Source organism: Mesorhizobium sp. M0862 (genome assembly GCF_040319795.1).
Taxonomy (GTDB): domain Bacteria; phylum Pseudomonadota; class Alphaproteobacteria; order Rhizobiales; family Rhizobiaceae; genus Mesorhizobium.
Window position 1 is genome coordinate 35727 of sequence record NZ_JAMYOJ010000024.1, and the last position, 17418, is coordinate 53144.

At 63.9% G+C, this 17418-nt stretch carries 18 protein-coding genes; 14 read left to right on the top strand and 4 right to left on the bottom strand.

The window, feature by feature from the left end; translation table 11 throughout:
- Nucleotides 1-146 precede the first annotated feature (146 nt).
- Nucleotides 147-1181, top strand: coding sequence for a YeiH family protein (locus NKI15_RS27075; RefSeq protein ID WP_502898724.1), 1035 nt, complete (start codon nucleotides 147-149; stop codon nucleotides 1179-1181).
- Here NKI15_RS27075 and msrC read toward each other — a convergent pair.
- A complete protein-coding gene (gene msrC / locus NKI15_RS27080; protein ID WP_352515333.1) occupies nucleotides 1178-1675 on the bottom strand; it encodes a free L-methionine (R)-S-oxide reductase MsrC in 498 nt (165 codons plus the stop codon). The two genes, NKI15_RS27075 and msrC, sit on opposite strands and share 4 nt — an antisense overlap.
- 183 nt (nucleotides 1676-1858) lie before the next feature.
- Here msrC and NKI15_RS27085 point away from each other — a divergent pair, with 183 nt between their 5' ends.
- From NKI15_RS27085 to NKI15_RS27115, 7 genes are all read left to right on the top strand, one after another.
- Complete coding sequence (locus tag NKI15_RS27085) at nucleotides 1859-2755, top strand: GlxA family transcriptional regulator (protein WP_352515340.1); 897 nt, start codon at nucleotides 1859-1861, stop codon at nucleotides 2753-2755.
- 301 nt (nucleotides 2756-3056) lie between these two features.
- On the top strand, nucleotides 3057-4361 hold the full coding sequence (locus NKI15_RS27090) for a M24 family metallopeptidase (protein WP_352515332.1): 1305 nt from the start codon (nucleotides 3057-3059) through the stop codon (nucleotides 4359-4361).
- A gap of 382 nt (nucleotides 4362-4743) precedes the next feature.
- Nucleotides 4744-5421: an isochorismatase family protein gene (locus tag NKI15_RS27095; protein ID WP_023705793.1), complete on the top strand. Its 678-nt coding sequence runs from the start codon at nucleotides 4744-4746 to the stop codon at nucleotides 5419-5421.
- 3 nt (nucleotides 5422-5424) lie between these two features.
- On the top strand, nucleotides 5425-6411 hold the full coding sequence (locus NKI15_RS27100; protein WP_031196895.1) for an alpha/beta hydrolase: 987 nt from the start codon (nucleotides 5425-5427) through the stop codon (nucleotides 6409-6411).
- A 425-nt stretch (nucleotides 6412-6836) separates the two neighbouring features.
- Entirely contained in the window at nucleotides 6837-8477 is a 1641-nt protein-coding gene (locus NKI15_RS27105) for an ABC transporter substrate-binding protein (RefSeq protein WP_352887553.1), read from the top strand.
- Nucleotides 8478-8650: 173 nt separating this feature from the next.
- Entirely contained in the window at nucleotides 8651-9055 is a 405-nt protein-coding gene (locus NKI15_RS27110; RefSeq protein WP_023705790.1) for a hypothetical protein, read from the top strand.
- Nucleotides 9056-9121: 66 nt separating this feature from the next.
- Nucleotides 9122-9514, top strand: coding sequence for a tetratricopeptide repeat protein (locus NKI15_RS27115; RefSeq protein WP_023694387.1), 393 nt, complete (start codon nucleotides 9122-9124; stop codon nucleotides 9512-9514).
- Here NKI15_RS27115 and NKI15_RS27120 read toward each other — a convergent pair.
- From NKI15_RS27120 to NKI15_RS27130, 3 genes are all read right to left on the bottom strand, one after another.
- Nucleotides 9511-10023, bottom strand: a complete 513-nt coding sequence (locus NKI15_RS27120; RefSeq protein WP_050587714.1) for a hypothetical protein — start codon at nucleotides 10021-10023, stop codon at nucleotides 9511-9513. The genes NKI15_RS27115 and NKI15_RS27120 overlap by 4 nt on opposite strands.
- 2 nt (nucleotides 10024-10025) lie before the next feature.
- Nucleotides 10026-10379: a hypothetical protein gene (locus NKI15_RS27125; protein ID WP_023694389.1), complete on the bottom strand. Its 354-nt coding sequence runs from the start codon at nucleotides 10377-10379 to the stop codon at nucleotides 10026-10028.
- Nucleotides 10380-10456: 77 nt separating this feature from the next.
- Nucleotides 10457-11314: a hypothetical protein gene (locus tag NKI15_RS27130; RefSeq protein ID WP_023694390.1), complete on the bottom strand. Its 858-nt coding sequence runs from the start codon at nucleotides 11312-11314 to the stop codon at nucleotides 10457-10459.
- Nucleotides 11315-11457: 143 nt separating this feature from the next.
- Here NKI15_RS27130 and NKI15_RS27135 point away from each other — a divergent pair, with 143 nt between their 5' ends.
- From NKI15_RS27135 to NKI15_RS27160, 6 genes are read left to right on the top strand one after another with little or no spacing between them, the layout of a single operon-like run.
- Nucleotides 11458-12090 carry a DUF4129 domain-containing protein gene (locus tag NKI15_RS27135; RefSeq protein WP_023734197.1) on the top strand — a complete coding sequence of 211 codons (633 nt, stop codon included), beginning with the start codon at nucleotides 11458-11460 and terminating at the stop codon, nucleotides 12088-12090.
- Nucleotides 12087-13292: a DUF4350 domain-containing protein gene (locus NKI15_RS27140; protein WP_352515330.1), complete on the top strand. Its 1206-nt coding sequence runs from the start codon at nucleotides 12087-12089 to the stop codon at nucleotides 13290-13292. Before NKI15_RS27135 ends, NKI15_RS27140 begins: the two co-directional genes overlap by 4 nt.
- Nucleotides 13279-14235 (top strand): AAA family ATPase, encoded by a 957-nt coding sequence (locus tag NKI15_RS27145; RefSeq protein WP_023689653.1) that lies wholly within the window; start codon nucleotides 13279-13281, stop codon nucleotides 14233-14235. Before NKI15_RS27140 ends, NKI15_RS27145 begins: the two co-directional genes overlap by 14 nt.
- The gene (locus NKI15_RS27150) at nucleotides 14232-15542 is read left to right on the top strand and encodes a DUF58 domain-containing protein (protein ID WP_023753709.1); all 1311 of its coding nucleotides are present in this window, start codon (nucleotides 14232-14234) and stop codon (nucleotides 15540-15542) included. The genes NKI15_RS27145 and NKI15_RS27150 overlap by 4 nt, the downstream gene beginning before the upstream one ends.
- Nucleotides 15539-16558: a stage II sporulation protein M gene (locus NKI15_RS27155; protein ID WP_023715249.1), complete on the top strand. Its 1020-nt coding sequence runs from the start codon at nucleotides 15539-15541 to the stop codon at nucleotides 16556-16558. The genes NKI15_RS27150 and NKI15_RS27155 overlap by 4 nt, the downstream gene beginning before the upstream one ends.
- Nucleotides 16545-17411: an RDD family protein gene (locus tag NKI15_RS27160; RefSeq protein WP_023715248.1), complete on the top strand. Its 867-nt coding sequence runs from the start codon at nucleotides 16545-16547 to the stop codon at nucleotides 17409-17411. The genes NKI15_RS27155 and NKI15_RS27160 overlap by 14 nt, the downstream gene beginning before the upstream one ends.
- Nucleotides 17412-17418: the final 7 nt, after the last annotated feature.

The window sequence follows — 17418 nt, forward strand, 5'->3', positions numbered from 1 at the left end:
CGCCCTAAACGTTCACAAAAATCGATCATTCCAACAAGAACAATTCGTTGGAAAGATCGATTCTGGAATGACATTCTCCTGAGGTACTTGCCTGGAGAATTGCATTGTCTGCCGCCGCCCAGCTAGCGAACGATATTCCGATCAGCATGATTTCCGCCGACCTGGCCGTGGGCCGGAAGCGGCTCGATTCCGTGTGGAATGGCGTCATCCCCGGTATCGTGCTGGTGGCGATGATCACGGGGGTGGCCTTCTCGGCTCATAATGTCTCCGGCTTCGCGCTGTTCAGCCCGATGATCCTCGCCGTCGTCGCCGGCCTGATCTATTCCAACGTGCTCGGCACCCCCGCCCACGCCAAGGCCGGCATCGCCTTCTCGCAGAAGCGCCTGCTGCGCTTTGCCATCGTGCTGCTCGGCTTTCAGCTGACGCTCGGCCAGGTCGTCTCCATCGGCGCCGGCGGCGTCGGCATCGTGGCGCTGACCCTTGGAGCGACCTTCGTCTTCACCATCACGCTTGGCCGGCTGATCGGCGTCGACGCCAAGCTGGCGCAGCTGATTGCCGCCGGCACCTCGATCTGCGGCGCTTCGGCGATCGTTGCCACCAACATCGTCACCGATGCGCGTGACGAGGACGTCACTTATGCCGTCGCCTCGATCACGCTGTTCGGCACCGTCGCCATGCTCGGCTTTCCGCTGCTGGCGCCGGCGCTCGGCCTCGACCAGCACGCATTCGGCCTGTGGGCCGGCGCCTCGATCCACGAGGTGGCACAGGTCATCGGCGCCGGCTTCCAGAACGGCGCCCAGTCCGGCGAGATCGCCACCGTCGCCAAGCTGACCCGCGTCGCCATGCTGGCGCCGATGGTCATCGCGCTCGGCCTGATGGCGCGCCGCAAGAGCAATGGCGATCGCCCAAGCGACCAATCCGGTGCGCGGCCGCCGATGCCGTGGTTCGTCGCCGCTTTCATCGCCGTCGTGGCGCTGAACAGCCTGGTTGCCGTGCCGGCCGAAGTGAAGTCGGCCATGGCGTTCGCCACCACCATCATGCTGACCATGGGGCTCGCCGCCATGGGTCTGCAGGCCAACATTTCGCAGCTGCGCTCGCGCGGCCTTCGCCCGCTGGCGCTCGCCTCCTGCGCCTTCCTGTTCATCGGCTGCTTCAGCCTGATGCTGGTGAAGTTCGCTTAATCCTCGAACGAACTCGCCGCGACATAGATCGCGGCCAGCGCCTCGATGCCGGCCTGGTCGTCCTTGTCGAAGCGGCCGGGCGTCGGGCTGTCGAGGTCGATCAGGCCGAAGACGCCGTCATTGTCCCTCAGCAGCACGACGAGTTCCGAGCGCGAGTCGGCGTCGCAAGCGATGTGGCCGGCAAATTCATGCACATCCTTGACCAGCATCGACATTTCGAGATCGATGGCGGTGCCGCACACGCCCTTGCCGACGGCGATGCGCACGCAGGCCGGCTTGCCCTGGAACGGTCCAAGCACCAGCTCCTCGTCCGACGCCAGGAAATAGAAGCCGGCCCAGTTGAGATCGGGCACCATCTGGAAGATCAGCGCCGATGTGTTGGCGGCGTTGGCGACAGAGTCGCTCTCGCCTTCCAGCAGCGCCTTCAACTGGGTGGCCAGTTCGCGGTAGAAGGCTGGCTTGTTGGTGCTGTCGATGCTCTGGGCCGCAAACATGGCGTCGTCTCCATTGCCGGCGGGCCAAAAAGCCCGCTACATTTCCTGTCTGCCACCAATGACGCTCCCGGGAAATACACAATTGTGAATACCGACCGTGCCAGCCAAACACACGACCGGGCGCAACCCGCAGCGAGCGAAGGTCCCCTCACCTTCGCCGTGCTGGTCTTTCCCGGCTTTCCGATGATGGCGTTCAGTTCGGTGATCGAGCCATTGCGCGCCGCCAACGTGCTGGCCAAACGCGATTGTTACCGCTGGGTGATCGTCGGCGCCGACCAGGGCACGGTCGAGGCATCCAATGGGGTTGTCATACAACCGGGATTCGCAGCGTTCGGCGCGCCGAAGGTCGACCGCATCGTCGTCTGCTCCGGCGGCAATGCGGACTTGCTTGTCGCGGACGATGCGGTTGCCTGGATCCGCAGGAGCCTGCGCGCCGGCGCCCATATCGGCGCGGTGGCCGACGCTGCCTTCTTCCTCGCACGGGCCGGCCTGCTCGACGGCCATGCCTGCACCTTGCACTGGACCAGCCAGGCGGCATTCACCGAGGCCTTCCCGGATATCGAGCTCCGGCGCGATCTCTACGTCATCGACCGCAAGCGCTTCACCTCGGCCGGTGGCGTCGGCAGCCTCGACATGATGCTGGAGATCATCACCAACGATTATGGCGGCGAGCTCGCGGCGGGCGTTGCCGAATGGTTCGTGCACAGCCCCTTGCGTTCGAGCGTCGACCGCAAGCTGATGCCGCTCAGGCTGCGCACCGGCGTCCAGAACGAACTGGTGCTGTCGGCCATCGCCATCATGGAGGATGCGGTCGAGGAGCGGCTTGGGATGACGGAACTGGCGGCAAGGCTCGGCGTCTCCTCCGACAAGTTGGAGCGCAATTTCCGCGCCCAGCTCAGCATTTCGCCCAATGGATATTACCGGCGGCTCCGGCTGCGGCGCGCCGCCGACCTGTTGGCCCATTCGACGCTGATGGTGCGAGACGTGGCGCTGGCCTGCGGCTTTGCTTCGATGTCAAGTTTTGCCCGAGCGTTTCGCGAGGAGCATGGGCACGCGCCGAAGGCGATGCGGCGGCATTAGGGACGCTTATCGGCCACGCCGAGTTCCCGCCCACCCCCCCTCTGCCCTGCCGGGCATCTCCCCCGCAAGGGGGGAGATTGGGAGCTCGGCGGTTTTCGCAAATCACCAACGCTGGGGTGCTGACGCGGCCAGCGAAGCTGCTAATCTCCCCCCTTGCGGGGGAGATGGCCGGCAGGCCAGAGGGGGGTGTGACGGATCGTTGCCGAACGACTTCTACTGCGGCATTTCGCACGACATCTGCGGATTCTCGCACAGACATTCTGCGGTTCGTAGCTATGTTCAGGCCTTCAGGAGGCGCACCATGAGCATCGTCGTTTTCGACCCGGACAGCACCGAGGATGTGGATTTCAAGGACCGCATGCGCCACCCGGTCGCGGCCGACTCCGCCGGCGGCATGTGGCTGTCGGATACCGAGCCGTCCTTCATCGATGCCGACGCCTTGCGCAAAGGGCGGCTGGCGAAACTGCGCGGCTGGATGCGCGAGGCGGGCTATGGGGGCGTCGTTTTGTTCGACCCCTACAACCAGCGCTACGCCACCGGCTCGCGCAACATGTTCGGCTATTTCCTGCGCAACTCGACGCGGTATTTCTTCATCCCCACCGACGGGCCGATCGTGCTGTTCGAGTACCCGCAGAGCTACCATGTCTCGATGGTGCTCGACACGATCGACGAGGCGCGGCCGTCCAAGCTGGTATGGTCTTCGGTGTCGGGCCGCGACGACGAAACCGCCGGCCCCTTCGCCGACGAGATCGCCGAGCTTTTGACGAAGCACGGCGGCGGCTCGATGAAGCTCGGGCTCGACCGCTGCAGCCATTTGCAGGCGCTGGCGCTGGAAAAGCGCGGCTGCGACGTCAGGGATTGTCAGGGCGAAATCCTGGCGGTGCGGGCGGTCAAGACGCCCGAGGAAGTCAAATGCCTGCAGGTGTCGATGGCGGGTGCGGAAGCCGCCGTCTACGCCGTGCGCGAGGCGATGAAACCCGGCGTCTCCGAAAATGAGCTGTTCGCCATCATGTATGGCGAGGTTATCCGCCAGGGCGGCGAGTTCATCGAGACGCGGCTCCTCACCTCGGGACAGCGCACCAATCCGTGGTTCAACGAGGCCAGCGGCCGCAAGATCCGGCCGGGCGAGCTTCTGGCGCTCGATACCGATACGATCGGCTGCTATGGCTATTATTCCGATTTTTCGCGCACCTTCCGCTGCGGGCCGGGCAAGCCGACCGGCTATCAGAAATCGCTCTACCGCATGGCGCACGACCAGGTTCAGCACAACATTTCGATTGTCAAACCTGGCATGGCGTTTCGCGAGATCGCCGAAAGAGCGTGGAAAATCCCGGACCGTTTCGTCGACCAGCGCTATACCTCGGTGATGCATGGCGTGGGCATGCATGGCGAGACGCCGTTCATCGCGCATGCCATGGACTATGAGACCTATGGCCGCGACGGTGTTGTCGTGCCTGGCATGGTGGTGAGCGTGGAAAGCTATATCGGCGAGAAAGGCGGCCGCGAGGGCGTCAAGCTGGAGGACGAAATCCTGATAACCGACACCGGCACCGAGCTTCTGTCGCGCTTTCCCTACGAGGATGAGTTTCTGGAGAAGCAGGTTTGATGGTCGTTTCGCATCCCTTGGCAACCAGCGCGAACGCCAATCCGGTCGTCATCCTAGGGCGAAGCAAGGAGCGCAGCGACGCGGCGCAGACCCTAGGATCCATGCCGGGACTCATCCGCGCCGCAACGGTGCAAGTTCTGCTCCGCCGCATTCCTTGGCCAATGTCACGGCATGGACTCCAGAGCGCCGCAACGGTGCAGATCCTGCACAGTTGCACTCCACGGTCGACGTCACGGAACGGATCCCAGGGTCTCCGCGACGCCGCTGCGCGGCTGCTTCGCCCTGGGAGGACGAAGTTCGGAGGACGCCGACCAATCTCCACCGCTTGCGCTGCCCTTGCGAGAAGAGCGGCGGCGTTGGTCGCGAACCAAGGCCTATCCGCATGAAAAGCCCCATCTCCATCAAACGCGGCACGGTCGCCGCGGCGTTCATCGACCTCCAGGAAGAGCATCGGCAGGACAAGCGCTATCTGGTCGAAGGTTATGGCGAGGTGCTGGCCAACGTCCAACGCCTGCAGGCGGCGGCGCGGCGCAACTTCGTGCCGCTCTACCACTGGGCCTATATCGTCGATGCCGCCAAGGCGCATCCCTTCCATCCGCTCGACGCCGACGGCAAGTCCGCCTTTTCCGACAAGAGCGATCCTCTGACGGAAATCTGCCCGGAAGTGGCGCCCGCGGCCGGCGAGACGATGCTGGTCAAGACGCAGGCCAGCGCCTTCGGCGGCGGGCCTGCCGCAACCGAACTCAAGGCGCGCGGCATCGAATGGCTGATCGTCGCCGGCGTCTGGACCGAGGCCTGCATCGACGCCACCGTGAAGGACGCGGTGGCATCCGGCTTTCGCGTGCTTCTGGTCAAGGATGCCTGCGGCAGCGGCAGTGCCGCCATGCACCAGACCGCCATCCTCAACCTTGCCAACCGGCTCTATGGCGGCGCCGTCACCAACACGATAGACGCGTGCCGGCTGATGGCGGGCGACACCATCGATGCATGGCAGGTCGAAGGCTCGGTACCGCTGCGCTTCACGTTTGAAAACGCCGAACGGCTCTACGGCGAGCTCTGAGAGATGGGCACGGTCCACAAGCTCAAGACCGCCAGGCGGGGGAAATACGCCACCCTGCTCGATCCGGCGCTGTGGGAGTATATCGACCTGGTCAATGACTGGTTCCCGCCAGAAATCGCCGAACTTCCGATCGCCGAGCAAAGGTCGGTCTATGATGCGATGTGCCGCGCCTTCCATCAGGGTTATCCCAAAGGGGTTTCGGCCAGCGGCGGCATCATCGCCGCAGATGCAGGGCACGCCATCCCGATCCGCTACTATCGGATGGCGGGCAAGCCCGTGCGCGCCGTCATCGTCTACTATCATGGCGGCGGCTTTGTGCTTGGCGGGCTCGACAGCCATGACGACATCTGCGCCGAGATCTGCGCCGGCACCGGTTTCGACGTTGTCTCGGCCGACTACCGGTTGGCGCCGGAACATCCCCACCCGGCCGCCTTCGACGACGCGCTGACCGTGTTCGAATGGGCGGCGGTGACAACGGACCTTCCGATCGTGCTCGTCGGCGAAAGCGCCGGCGGCAACCTTGCCGCCGCGGTCGCGCACGCGTCTCGCCGCCACCTGCGCCGGGCGGCCGGCCAGGTGCTGATCTATCCCGGCCTCGGCGGCGACGAGAGTGCCGGCTCGTATGTCGAACATGCCGAGGCACCGTTGCTGACGCTGCGCGACATCGCGTTCTACCGCACCATTCGCGCTGCCCCGGCACAGTCGCCCGACGACCCGACTTTTTCTCCGCTGAAAGACAACGACTTCTCCGGCCTGCCGCCGACTGTCATCATCACTGCCCAGTGCGATCCGCTGTCGTCGGACGGCGAGACCTATCGCGACCGCGTCGTTGCCGCCGGCGGCCGCGCCTGGTGGTATGAGGAGAACCGCCTCGTGCACAGTTTTCTGCGCGCCCGCAAAAATGTTCCGCGCGCCGGCGAGGCGTTCGTGTGCACGCTTGCAGCCATCGCCGCCGTCGCCGTGCTCGGCAAGAACGACTGGCCATATTGAGGCGGCGAAGCGCTGATCTCCCCCTCGTGGGCAGGCAATCGCATATGAGATTTTTGCGAAGAGGACCCCACCCTAGTCCTCCCCACAAGGGAGGGAACGCTGCCGCCCGCTATATTGCGGCGCTCAACGTGGCCAATCTGCCGAGTTCGGCGCTGCCGAAGTCTCCCTCCCCCTTGTGGGGAGGGATTAAGCGTGGGGGTATTCGTAGAGCGCAAAGCGCCGAAATCCATATGCGATTGCCGCGCCCACAAGGTGGAGATTGTCTGCACTCCCACTGCGGAGTGGCGCACAAGAATTGCGGAAAAGCGAACATTTCCCGGGGTCGGCCCGCTTTATCATCACCTGCTCAGGCAACGGCGCCCGATGATCGCATCCGCCCCAGCGGAGGCGGACCGTCGGGGCGCCCAACAAAAGAGGGAACGACGATGAAATTCATGCTGACCGACCGCAATTTGCACCCGCAGGCCAAACCCGTCGCCCAAGATTTCACAAAGGGCGGCGTCAACCGGCGCGAATATCTCGCCATCATGGCCGGCTTCGGCGTCAGCGCGGCCGGAGCACTGGCATTGGGCGGCCTCAGCGCGTCGCCCGCCCGGGCAGAGGAGCCGAAGCGCGGCGGCACCTTGCGCGTCGCCATGAACGTCAAGGGTTTCAAGGATCCGCGCACCTTCGACGGTGTCGAGATGTCCAATGTGGCGCGCCACTGCAACGAATATCTGGTGCGCTGGAACCGCGACTTCACCTTCGAGCCGTGGCTGCTCGAAAGCTGGGAAACCAGCGACGACGCCAGGACGCTGACGCTGCATGTGCGCAAGGGCATCGCCTGGTCGAATGGCGACGTCTTCAACGCCGATGACGTCATCCACAATCTCAACCGCTGGTGCGACGCTTCCGTCCCCGGCAATTCGGTCGCCGCGCGCATGGGCGCGCTGGTCAATGCCGACACCAAGAAGCCGGTCGATGGCGGCATCGAGAAGGTCGACGATTTCACCGTAAAGCTCAATCTGCCGAAACCCGACATTTCGCTGATCGCAGGGATGGCCGACTATCCCGCGCTGATCATGCACCGCTCCTATGAGGGCGGCGACGATCCGATGAAGGCGCTCGCAATCACCACCGGCCCTTGCGAACTGGTCAGCTGGAATGCCGAGTCCAGTGCGGAGGTGAAGCGCAAGGACAAGCCCTGGTGGAAGGGCGACTTCTACCTCGACGGCATCAAATGGGTCGATTACGGCTCCGACCCCAACGCGATGCTGTCGGCGTTCGAATCCGGCGAGATCGACACCGACCACGAGACCGCCTCCGACGCCGTGTCGCAGACCGAGCAGATGGGCTTGCTGAATTCCGAGATCGCCACCGGATCGACCATCGTTGCCCGTTTCAATGTCGGCAACGCGCCCTATGACGACGTCAAGGTGCGCCGCGCCGCCCAGCTTGCCGTCGACAATTCCGCCGTGCTGGCGCTGGGCCTCGGCGGTCGCGGCAAGCCCGCCGACAACCACCATGTCGGTCCGATGCATCCTGAGTTTGCCGATATCGGTCCGGCCAAGCGAGATATGGATCAGGCGAAGAAACTGCTCGCCGAGGCCGGCAAGACGGACCACGAATTCGAGCTGATCTCGGTCGATATCGAATGGCAAAAGAGCACCGGCGACGCGATCGCCGCGCAGATGCGCGAGGCCGGCCTGAAGATCAAGCGCACCGTGCTGCCGGCGGCGACCTTCTGGAACGACTGGAGCAAATACCCCTTCTCCACCACCGAATGGCTGGGCCGCCCGCTCGGCGTCCAGGTGCTGGCGCTCGCCTATAAATCGGGCGCCGCCTGGAACGAAAGCGCCTATGCCGACAAGGAATTCGACACGCTTCTCGACAAGGCGCTGGCAACGCCGGACGCCGCCCAGCGCAAGGAGATCATGGCCAGGATCGAGCAGAATCTGCGCGATGCCGGCATCATCATCCAGCCCTACTGGCGCTCGGTCTACCGCACCTATCGCAAAGGCGTGCAGGGCTGCGAACAGCACCAGTCGCTGGAGCAGCATTTTGAGAAGGTGTGGCTGGAGGGGTGATCGTTCGGGGACGCCGCATACCGGCTGGCACCTGAGCGGTATGTCGCTCAGGTAAATACCTGCAGCGCACTCCGAGCATTTACGACGGTGTCTGTCTTGACGCGGCGATCGTGGATCGGTCTGGTGTGTCGACGAGGCCCCGCTGTGGGCTCGCGTCATTCCGGAGAATACACATGCGCGCCCGTTGGGCTTTCATTCTTGCACCCATTATTCCGGCGATCCTGCCCGGCTACAATTGGCATGCGAACCACCCTGAGACGGGGCCATTGTCGGGCTTCATCTTCGTAACCCTTGTTTTCTATGTTGTGGAGGCGATGGTAGGAATTCCGGCCTTCTATGTCCTCACCCGACGGCGCTGGCAGTTTTTTTGGGTATACGTCGTCGTTGGCTTTCTGGCAGTTTTTGTTCCAGCGTTTGTCTTCGGCCTCATTAAGTGGAGTCCTCCATTGGGAATCGGCGGAGTTCTCTATGCATGCTCCTTCATAGGGATACTCGGTGGCGCTACAGGGCTGATCTTCTGGCTTTTGGTGCGCCCAGACAAGGACCCTGTCGAACAGATTGCTTCGCACTTTACCTAGGTCAGCACCCCAAGATTGAGTTCAAGGCCTGATAGACTTTGGCCGCGATATTTTGCACGAGAACGCATGGACCACTTCGACCTCGGCACCTATCGCCGTCCAATCTCCACCGCCTCGGCCGAGACGCAGCGCTGGTTCGATATCGGGCTGAACTGGTGCTACGGCTTCAACCATGAGGAAGGCATAAAGTGCTTCGAGAAGGCGCTGGCGACAGATCCTGATTGCGCCTTCGTGCATTGGGGCATCGCCTATGCCGCCGGGCCTTTTTACAACCTCACCTGGAACGAGCACGGCAAGGACGAGCAGACCGTGCGGCCAAACGCTGCTTCGACCATGTCCAGCTCGCGCGCGATGTGGCGATCACCTCGTCGTGCCTGTGTCGGACGAGCGCGGAGGCGGGCCAAGCTGTTGTCACTGAAATCCCGCCGCCCGACCAGCCGAGTCGGCTTCGCCTTCTAAGAGAAAATCTCCGCCAGTTCGTCTACGCTGGTGCCTTCCCTAACCTGGCGCAGTTCAACATAGGCGGCCGCAATGGCCACCGATGCCACCGTGGACACGACCGTCACGATAAGGACGCTTCCGAAAGCGCCGAAAATCAGGGCGACCGTCGAGAGGCCGCTGAAGAAAGCGAAAATCAGGCCGATCAGCAGGGCAAACATCATCTGGAAGGCAAGCGCCGCCAAAAACAGGATCAGCAAGACACCGAACATCGGCCAGCGGCTGCCCTTGGTCAGAGCACGGCTGCGCGACATCGCGCCAAACACGCCAAGCCGCTCCTGCATCAGCACCGGCACGGAAACCGATATGCCGAGCAGCCACCTGACGCCGGCAACGAGCAACACCACGAAGGCAATGATCGCTCCGAAGATCGGCACCAACATTCCGGCGATGCCCATCACGATGAGGCCAAGGATCATGGCCAAAAAGACAATCAGCCCCACCCCCAGCGTCGGCAATATGCTGCGCAAGGCTATCTGGATGCAGTAGCGATCACCGGGCGCTTGCCGTTCAGGTCCTCTATCGTCGCTTGCACCAGCGAGGACTGGAACAACAGCGCGCAAACGAAATAGATCAGGCTTAAAACGAGCGATAAGAACGAGCTGCTCATAATGACCCACTTCGCGCCGAGTGGAGGTGTGGCGATGTAGCCGTTGGGGCCGCCATTCCAGTGGTTCGACAGATTGAGCGCAACTGCTGGGAGGACCAGGAAAAGCGCCGCCAAAGCAATCATCAGACCGGGATTGCGGTCGATCACGGCGAAGGTGTTGTTGAAAACCCTGCCGATCTGGAACTTCTCAAGCCGCGCCGCCGCCGTCGATGCCACGATTACCCCTTCCGGCCCGAGCTAGATCCCGGCCAATCGCGCCAACATGACTGGCTGTTCTCGGGCCAAAACCTTCGTTACGAGAATATCTGCGCCAGTTCGTCGACGCTGGTGCCTTCCTTGACCTGGCGCAGCTCGACATAGGTGACGGCAATCGCCACCGAAATCACCGCCGAAACGATTGTCGACAGCAGGCTGCTTCCGATGGCGGCGGCAATGAGTCCGGTCGTGCTGATCCCGCCGCTCGCAATAGCAGCCTGAAACAGCAAGGTGAAAACCACTTGTAGCCCTATCGCAACAATGCCGAGGACCAGAAACAGCGCGAATATCCGCCAGCGGCTTCCCTTCGTCAGCGCCCTGCTTCGCGAAATCGAGGCGAAGACGCCAGGCCTTTCCTGAACTGCGACGGGCACAGCCACCGATATGCTGATCAGCCACATGGCTATGGGGATGAGCGACAGAAGTGCAATCACACCGCCGACGATGGGGATGGCCATGGTGATGACCGTTAATATCATCGCCACCAGAAACATTGCCACGATGATCACAAGACCAATTCCGAGCGTGGGGAGGAAGCTGCGCAGGGCTATCTGAATGCAATCGCCAATCGACGGGCGCTTGCCGTTCAAATCTTCGATTGTCGCTCGTACCAGCGCCGCCTGCGCCAGAAAGGCCAAGATCAGGAGCACCAGGCCGGCAATCATCGAAACGGCACCATAGCCCGCCATCGCCGATTGCTCGAAGCTCGCCCCAGGTACTGCTATCTTTGCAATCTGACTAAAGCTCCAGATGTTGTACAGCAGCGCAGGCAGCGTCGAAAAAAGGCCGACGATGGCGGCAAGTGGGACGAAGCTGCGTCCGATTACCGAAAACGTATTGCTGAAAGCCCTGCCGACGCTGAACCGTTCCGGCCGCTCGCTCGCGATTGACGTCATGTTACATTCCCCCCGACTAATGGATACCCGAAATCAGAAAGTATAAATCACCGTATTGATACTTGCGGTTGCCGCCGCTTGCAATTGCCTTGGCGCATTGCCAGTGTCGGCTCGCGAACCGCAGGTTGCAGGGGGGCGAGAAGGTGACTGCTGCACAGCCGGACGCTGCGCAAGCCGAATGGCTGGCCAAACTGCACAAGCAGTTGCTGTCGGACGATTCGATCCAGTTCGACCTGCCGGCCTACAGACCACCCGAGACACCCGAATGGCTGAAACCGCTGGGCGAGTTCCTGAAATGGCTCGGCCCGTACATGATCTACCTGTTCTGGGGCGCGGTGATCACAGGTGCCGCAATCATTCTGCTGCTGATTTTGCTTGAGGTGAAAGGCGTCGCCTGGCGCCTGCCTTGGTGGCGCAAAAAGAGCGTGACCGAGGCGGAAGCGACATGGCACCCCGACGTTGGCGCCGCGCAGGTCCTGCTGTCGGAAGCCGATGCGCTCGCCGCCCGGGGCAATTACGACGAGGCGGTGCATCTCCTGCTTCGCCGCAGCGTTGCCGACATTGCCGGCCGCCTGCCCGACTTCCTTCGCCCGTCGCTGACCGCGCGCGATATCGCGGGAGCGGCGTCGCTGCCAACGCGGGCGCGCAGCGCCTTTACCCAGATCGCGCGCATCGTCGAGGCCGCTCTGTTCGCGCGCCGGCCGGTCGGGCCGGAGGGCTGGCAGGAGGCGCGCAGCGCCTATGAGCGATTCGTCTTCAGGGATGCCTGGACGTGAGTGACGCGACAGCCGACATCGCCCAGCAGGAACCGTTCAGCCGCAGGACGCTGTTCTGGGGCATTTTCGCCAGCCTGCTCGCGGCCGCGGGCTTCTTCCTGTTGTCCACCTATGCGCCCGACTTTCGCCAGCCGAGCGCCGGTGGCGCAACGCCGCTGTCGAAGAGCGGCATCGGCTATGCCGGCCTGGCGCAATGGCTGAAGCTGACCGGCAAGGCGCCCGATATGGCGCGGTCCGACAGCGATCTCGAGACCGAGATGCTGCTGATCGTCACCATTTCGCCCGACAGCGACCCAGATGCGCTCGCCAACATCATCAAGCTTCGCAAGGGCCTGGATACGCTGTTCGTTCTGCCCAAATGGGCGACCTTGCCGCTGGCCTCGCACGAAGGCTGGGAGATGAAGATCCAGCGACTGCCGGATGTGGTGGTCAACGATTGGCTCGGCCGCATCGCCAAGGCCAAGCTCGGCGAAGGCGAAAGCACGGCCAAGCAACTCGACGTCTCAGGGCAAATGGTCAGCGTTCCCGACCAGTTGCAATGGGTGGCCGACGAACACCCGCTGATTGCCGCCGGCAACGGCAAGGCCGTGCTGACCGAGGTCGAAGACGAGCGGTTCTACATTCTGACGGACCCCGATCTCATCAACAACGCTGGCTTGAAAGATCCCGACAAGGCGGCGGCGGCGCTCAAGCTGATCGAGCTCCTCCAGCCCGAAGAGGGTGCCGTCATGTTCGACCTGACGCTGCATGGCGTCGGGCGAAAATACGATCTCGCCAAGCTTCTGGTCGAACCGCCTTTCCTGGCGCTGACGCTGACCATCCTGGCGGCGGCGGCACTTGCCTTCCTGCATGGCCTTGGCCGGTTCGGGCCGCCACGGGCCGATCAGCGCGCCATCGCCTTCGGCAAACGCGCGCTGGTCGACACCACGGCGATGCTGTTGCGCCGCGCCGGCCGGCTGGAAGAACTGGGCGACCGCTATGGAGCACTGGCACGCGTACGCGCCGGCGCGCTGCTCGGCGCGCCGCACGGTTTGCAGGGCGAAGCGCTCGACCGCTGGCTCGATTCCCGCGATAAGGACGAAGCCGGCGGGTTCACGACCCGCCTGCAAGCTGCGAACGCGGCAAAGACCCTGACACAAATGCATGATGCAGCCGAAAAGCTGCACGACTGGACGGCAAGGAGGCTCGGTGAACGTCGATGATGTGAAGGCCCTGGCGACACAGATCAGGGAAGAGGTGGCCAAGGCCATCACCGGGCAACACGATACGGTCGATCTGATGCTGACGGCATTGTTCGCCGGCGGGCATATATTGCTTGAGGGACCACCGGGCACGGCCAAGACCATGACGGCGCGCTGCTTCGCCCAGGCGCTGGGCGTCGCCTATGGCCGCATCCAGTTCACGCCCGACCTGATGCCCGGCGATATCGTCGGCTCCAACATCTACAATTTCCAGTCCGGGCAATTCACGCTGACGCGTGGTCCGATCTTCTGCGACCTGCTCCTCGCCGACGAAATCAACCGCACGCCGCCCAAGACCCAGGCCGCCCTTCTGGAGGCGATGCAGGAGCATGCCGTCACCTTCGACGGCACCACCCATGCGCTCGGCCCGAACTTCATGGTGGTGGCGACGCAGAACCCGATCGAACATCAGGGCGTCTATCCCCTGCCCGAGGCGCAGCTCGACCGTTTCCTGTTCAAGCACCGGGTGAGCTACCCCGGCCCCGAAGAGGAAAAGACGATCATCATCCACCACGGCGGCGGCACCGCCTCGCACGACATCAAGCAGTACGGCATCACCGCCCAGGCCGACCGCAAGACGCTGGAAAAGGCGCTGGCGACCGTCGGCGAGGTCACGCTGGTCGACGATGTCGTCGACTATATTGCAAGGCTGGTGCGGGCTACGCGCGAAAGCCCCGATCTCGAAGTCGGCGCCAGCCCGCGCGCGGGCGCCATGCTGGCGAGAGCCGCGCGCGCCCGGGCGGCGCTCGACGGACGCGCCTATGTCATCCCCGACGACGTCAAGGCGCTTGCGGTGCCGGCGCTGCGCCACCGGGTGATCCTGTCGCCTGCGGCGCAGATCGACGGCCGCCTGGTCGAGCAGATCGTCACCGACCTCGTCGACCAGACGGAAGCGCCACGTTGATCTATCCGAGCGGCCGGGCAGTCTGGGCAGGTGCGGCCGGTGCAATACCGGCCTTCCTGATCGCGCTCGCGCTGCCGTCTCTGTGGTATCTCGGTCTTTTGTGGATTTGCGTGCTGCTTGCTTTCCTGGCCGTGGACGCGGCCGCCGGGCGCGGTCGGGCTTCTCTGAACGCCAGCATCCATGCACCGCCGCAGGTCAGCGTCGGCAGCCAGTTCACCGTCCACGTCACGGCCAGGCTTGGCGGGCGTCCGCGCGCGGTGCAGGCGCGTCTCGGCCATGATGCGCGGCTAGAGCCGCTGGGCGGCACCGGCGGGGCATTGACTGCTGAGGCCGGCAGCGCATCGCTCGACCTCAAATTCCAGGCGCTGCGGCGCGGCATGGCCAGGTTCGACCGCCTGTGGGTGCGCTGGCGCGGGCCGTTCGGGCTGGTCTGGAACCAGGTCGTGCTGCCGATGGACAGCAAGGTGGCGGTGCTGCCCGACGTCAGCAGCGCCCGCGACGAGGCGATCACGCTTTTGCAGCGACAGGCGCTGCCCGACGGCCATGCGCAGCGCCGAGCCGGCCAGGGCCGCGAATTCGAGGCGCTCAAGGATTACCAGCCCGGCATGGGCCGGCGCATGATCGACTGGAAGCGCAGCGCCCGCCACGGCAGGCTTCTGGCGCGCGAATTCCGCATCGAGGAGAACAACAACATCGTGCTGGCCATCGATAGCGGCCGCTTGATGTGCGAGCCCGTCGACGGCGTGCCGAAGGTCGACCGCGCCGTCACCGCCGCTTTGCTGTCGGCGTTCATTGCGCTGAAGGGCGGCGACATGGTCAGCCTGTTCGGCTTCGACGCGCGACCGCGCGTTTCCAGCGGCGCCGTGCGCGGCTCGGCCAGCTTCGCCATGATCCAGAAGCGGGCGGCGGAGATCGACTATTCTACCGAAGAGACCAATTTCACCCTGGCGCTGACGACGCTGGCGGCGCGGCTCGACCGGCGCTCGCTGGTGATCATCTTCACCGATTTTGTCGATCCGATCAGCGCCGAACTGATGCTGCGCACCGTAGGCCGGCTCACCGAACGGCATCTGGTGCTGTTCATGATGATGAAGGATGTCGAGCTGGAGACACTGGCCGACATGCCGCCGGACACGCCGGAGGATGTGGCGCGCTCCGTCGTCGCCGGCGGGCTGCTGCGCGAAAGGCAGGTCGTCATCGGCAGGCTCAGGCTGCTCGGCGCGCATGTCATCGAAGCCGACCACCAGAGGCTCGGACCGGCGCTGGTCGAGCGCTATCTCGAGTTCAAGCGGGAGGATCTGTTGTGAACGCGCTGGTCGGCAAGGATGCCGTGCGCCAGTCGCTGGCGAGCTTCCGTTCGGAGCGCGAGGCCGACTGGAAGGCGTTCGAGGCGCTGCTCGCCCGGGTCGAGAAACGCGCGCCGCGCACGCTCTCGGAAGACGAGTTGCTGTCGCTGCCGCTGCTCTACCGCTCGGCGCTGTCCTCGCTCTCGGTGGCGCGGGCGACCTCGCTCGACAATGCCTTGGTCGGCTATCTCGAGGCGCTGTGCCTGCGCGGCTATTTCTACCTCTATGGCGCACGCCGAGGGTTGCGGCAGCGCATCGGCGATTTCTTCCTGCATGACTGGCCGCATGCCATTCGCGATTTGTGGCGCGAGACCTTGCTGTCGGTCGTCCTGACCTTTGTCGGTCTCGGCGCCGGCTACTGGCTGGTGGCGAAGGACAAGGGCTGGTTCGACGCCATCATTCCGCCGAGCCTGGCCGGCGGGCGCAACCCGGATGCATCGGCGGAAGTGCTGCGGCAGGTGCTTTATGACGGCGCCGACAGCAATTTCCTGTCGGGCTTCGCCGCCTATCTGTTCACGCACAATGTCCAGGTGGCGATCCTGGCCTTCGCGCTCGGCTTTGCCTTCGCGGTGCCGAGCGTGCTCCTGATCCTGATGAATGGCTGCCTGCTCGGCGCGATGTTCCAAATCTATGTCGCCAAGGGGCTTGGCATCGAGCTGGGCGGATGGCTGTCCATCCACGGCACCACCGAGATGTTCGCGATCGCCTTGGCGGGCGCCGCTGGCATGCGTATCGGCACGCGTATCGCCTTCCCCGGTGAACTGACGCGGATGACGGCCGCAGCCGATGCCGGGCGCGTGGCGGCAACCACCATGGTCGGGGTGACGATCATGCTTTTGTTCGCCGGCCTGCTCGAAGGCATCGGCAGGCAGGTGATCACCAGCGACGTCACACGCTATGCCATTGGCGGCGGCATGCTGACGCTGTGGCTCTGTTATTTCTATTTGTTCAGGGTGGTGCGGCATGGCGACCGTTAGGCGCGCCGCCGTCTCGACGATACGGCCGCTGATCACGCCCGAAGGCGTCGATCTCCGGATAAAGCTCGCCGATGCCGGCACCCGCGCCGCCGCCTTCCTGCTCGACTTTGTCATCATCGTCGTCGCCGCAATCGTGATCACGATCGTCGCGCTGCTGGGCGTGGGCGGCCTCGGCGGCGAGGAAGCGCAGCCGCTGTTTGTCGTCTGGATCATCCTGATCTTCTTCCTGCGCAACGCCTATTTCATCGTCTTCGAGGCCGGCCGCCGCGCCGCCACGCCCGGCAAGCGGATGCTCGGCATCCGGGTGGCATCGCGCAGCGGCGCCGGCCTATCGGTCGATCAGGTCATCGCCCGCAATCTGATGCGCGAGATCGAGATCTTCCTGCCGCTGTCGATCATCCTCGGCCGCAGCGAGATGGGGCTCGCCGACACGCTGTCGACGATCTTCGGGCTGGTGTGGACGCTGCTGTTTGCGCTCTTCCCGCTGTTCAACCGCGACCGCATGCGCATCGGCGACCTTTTGGCCGGAACGTGGGTTGTCGAGGCGCCGAAACTGGCGCTGGTCGAAGACCTGTCGCAACGCCAGGACACCACCACCCGCGCATTCCGCTTCACCCAGGCGCAGCTCGATGCCTATGGCATCGCCGAACTGCACAAGCTGGAGGAAGTGCTGCGCCGCGACGACTATTTCGCGCTGAAAGCCGTGGCCGAAACGATCGGACGCAAGATCGGCATGACGATCGAGCCGGTCGATTCCAGGGCCTTCCTCACCGCCTATTATGGCGAGCTGCGGGCACAGCTCGAACGCAAGCTGCTGTTGGGCAACCGCAAGGCGGATAAGTATCAGCGGTGAGCTGTGC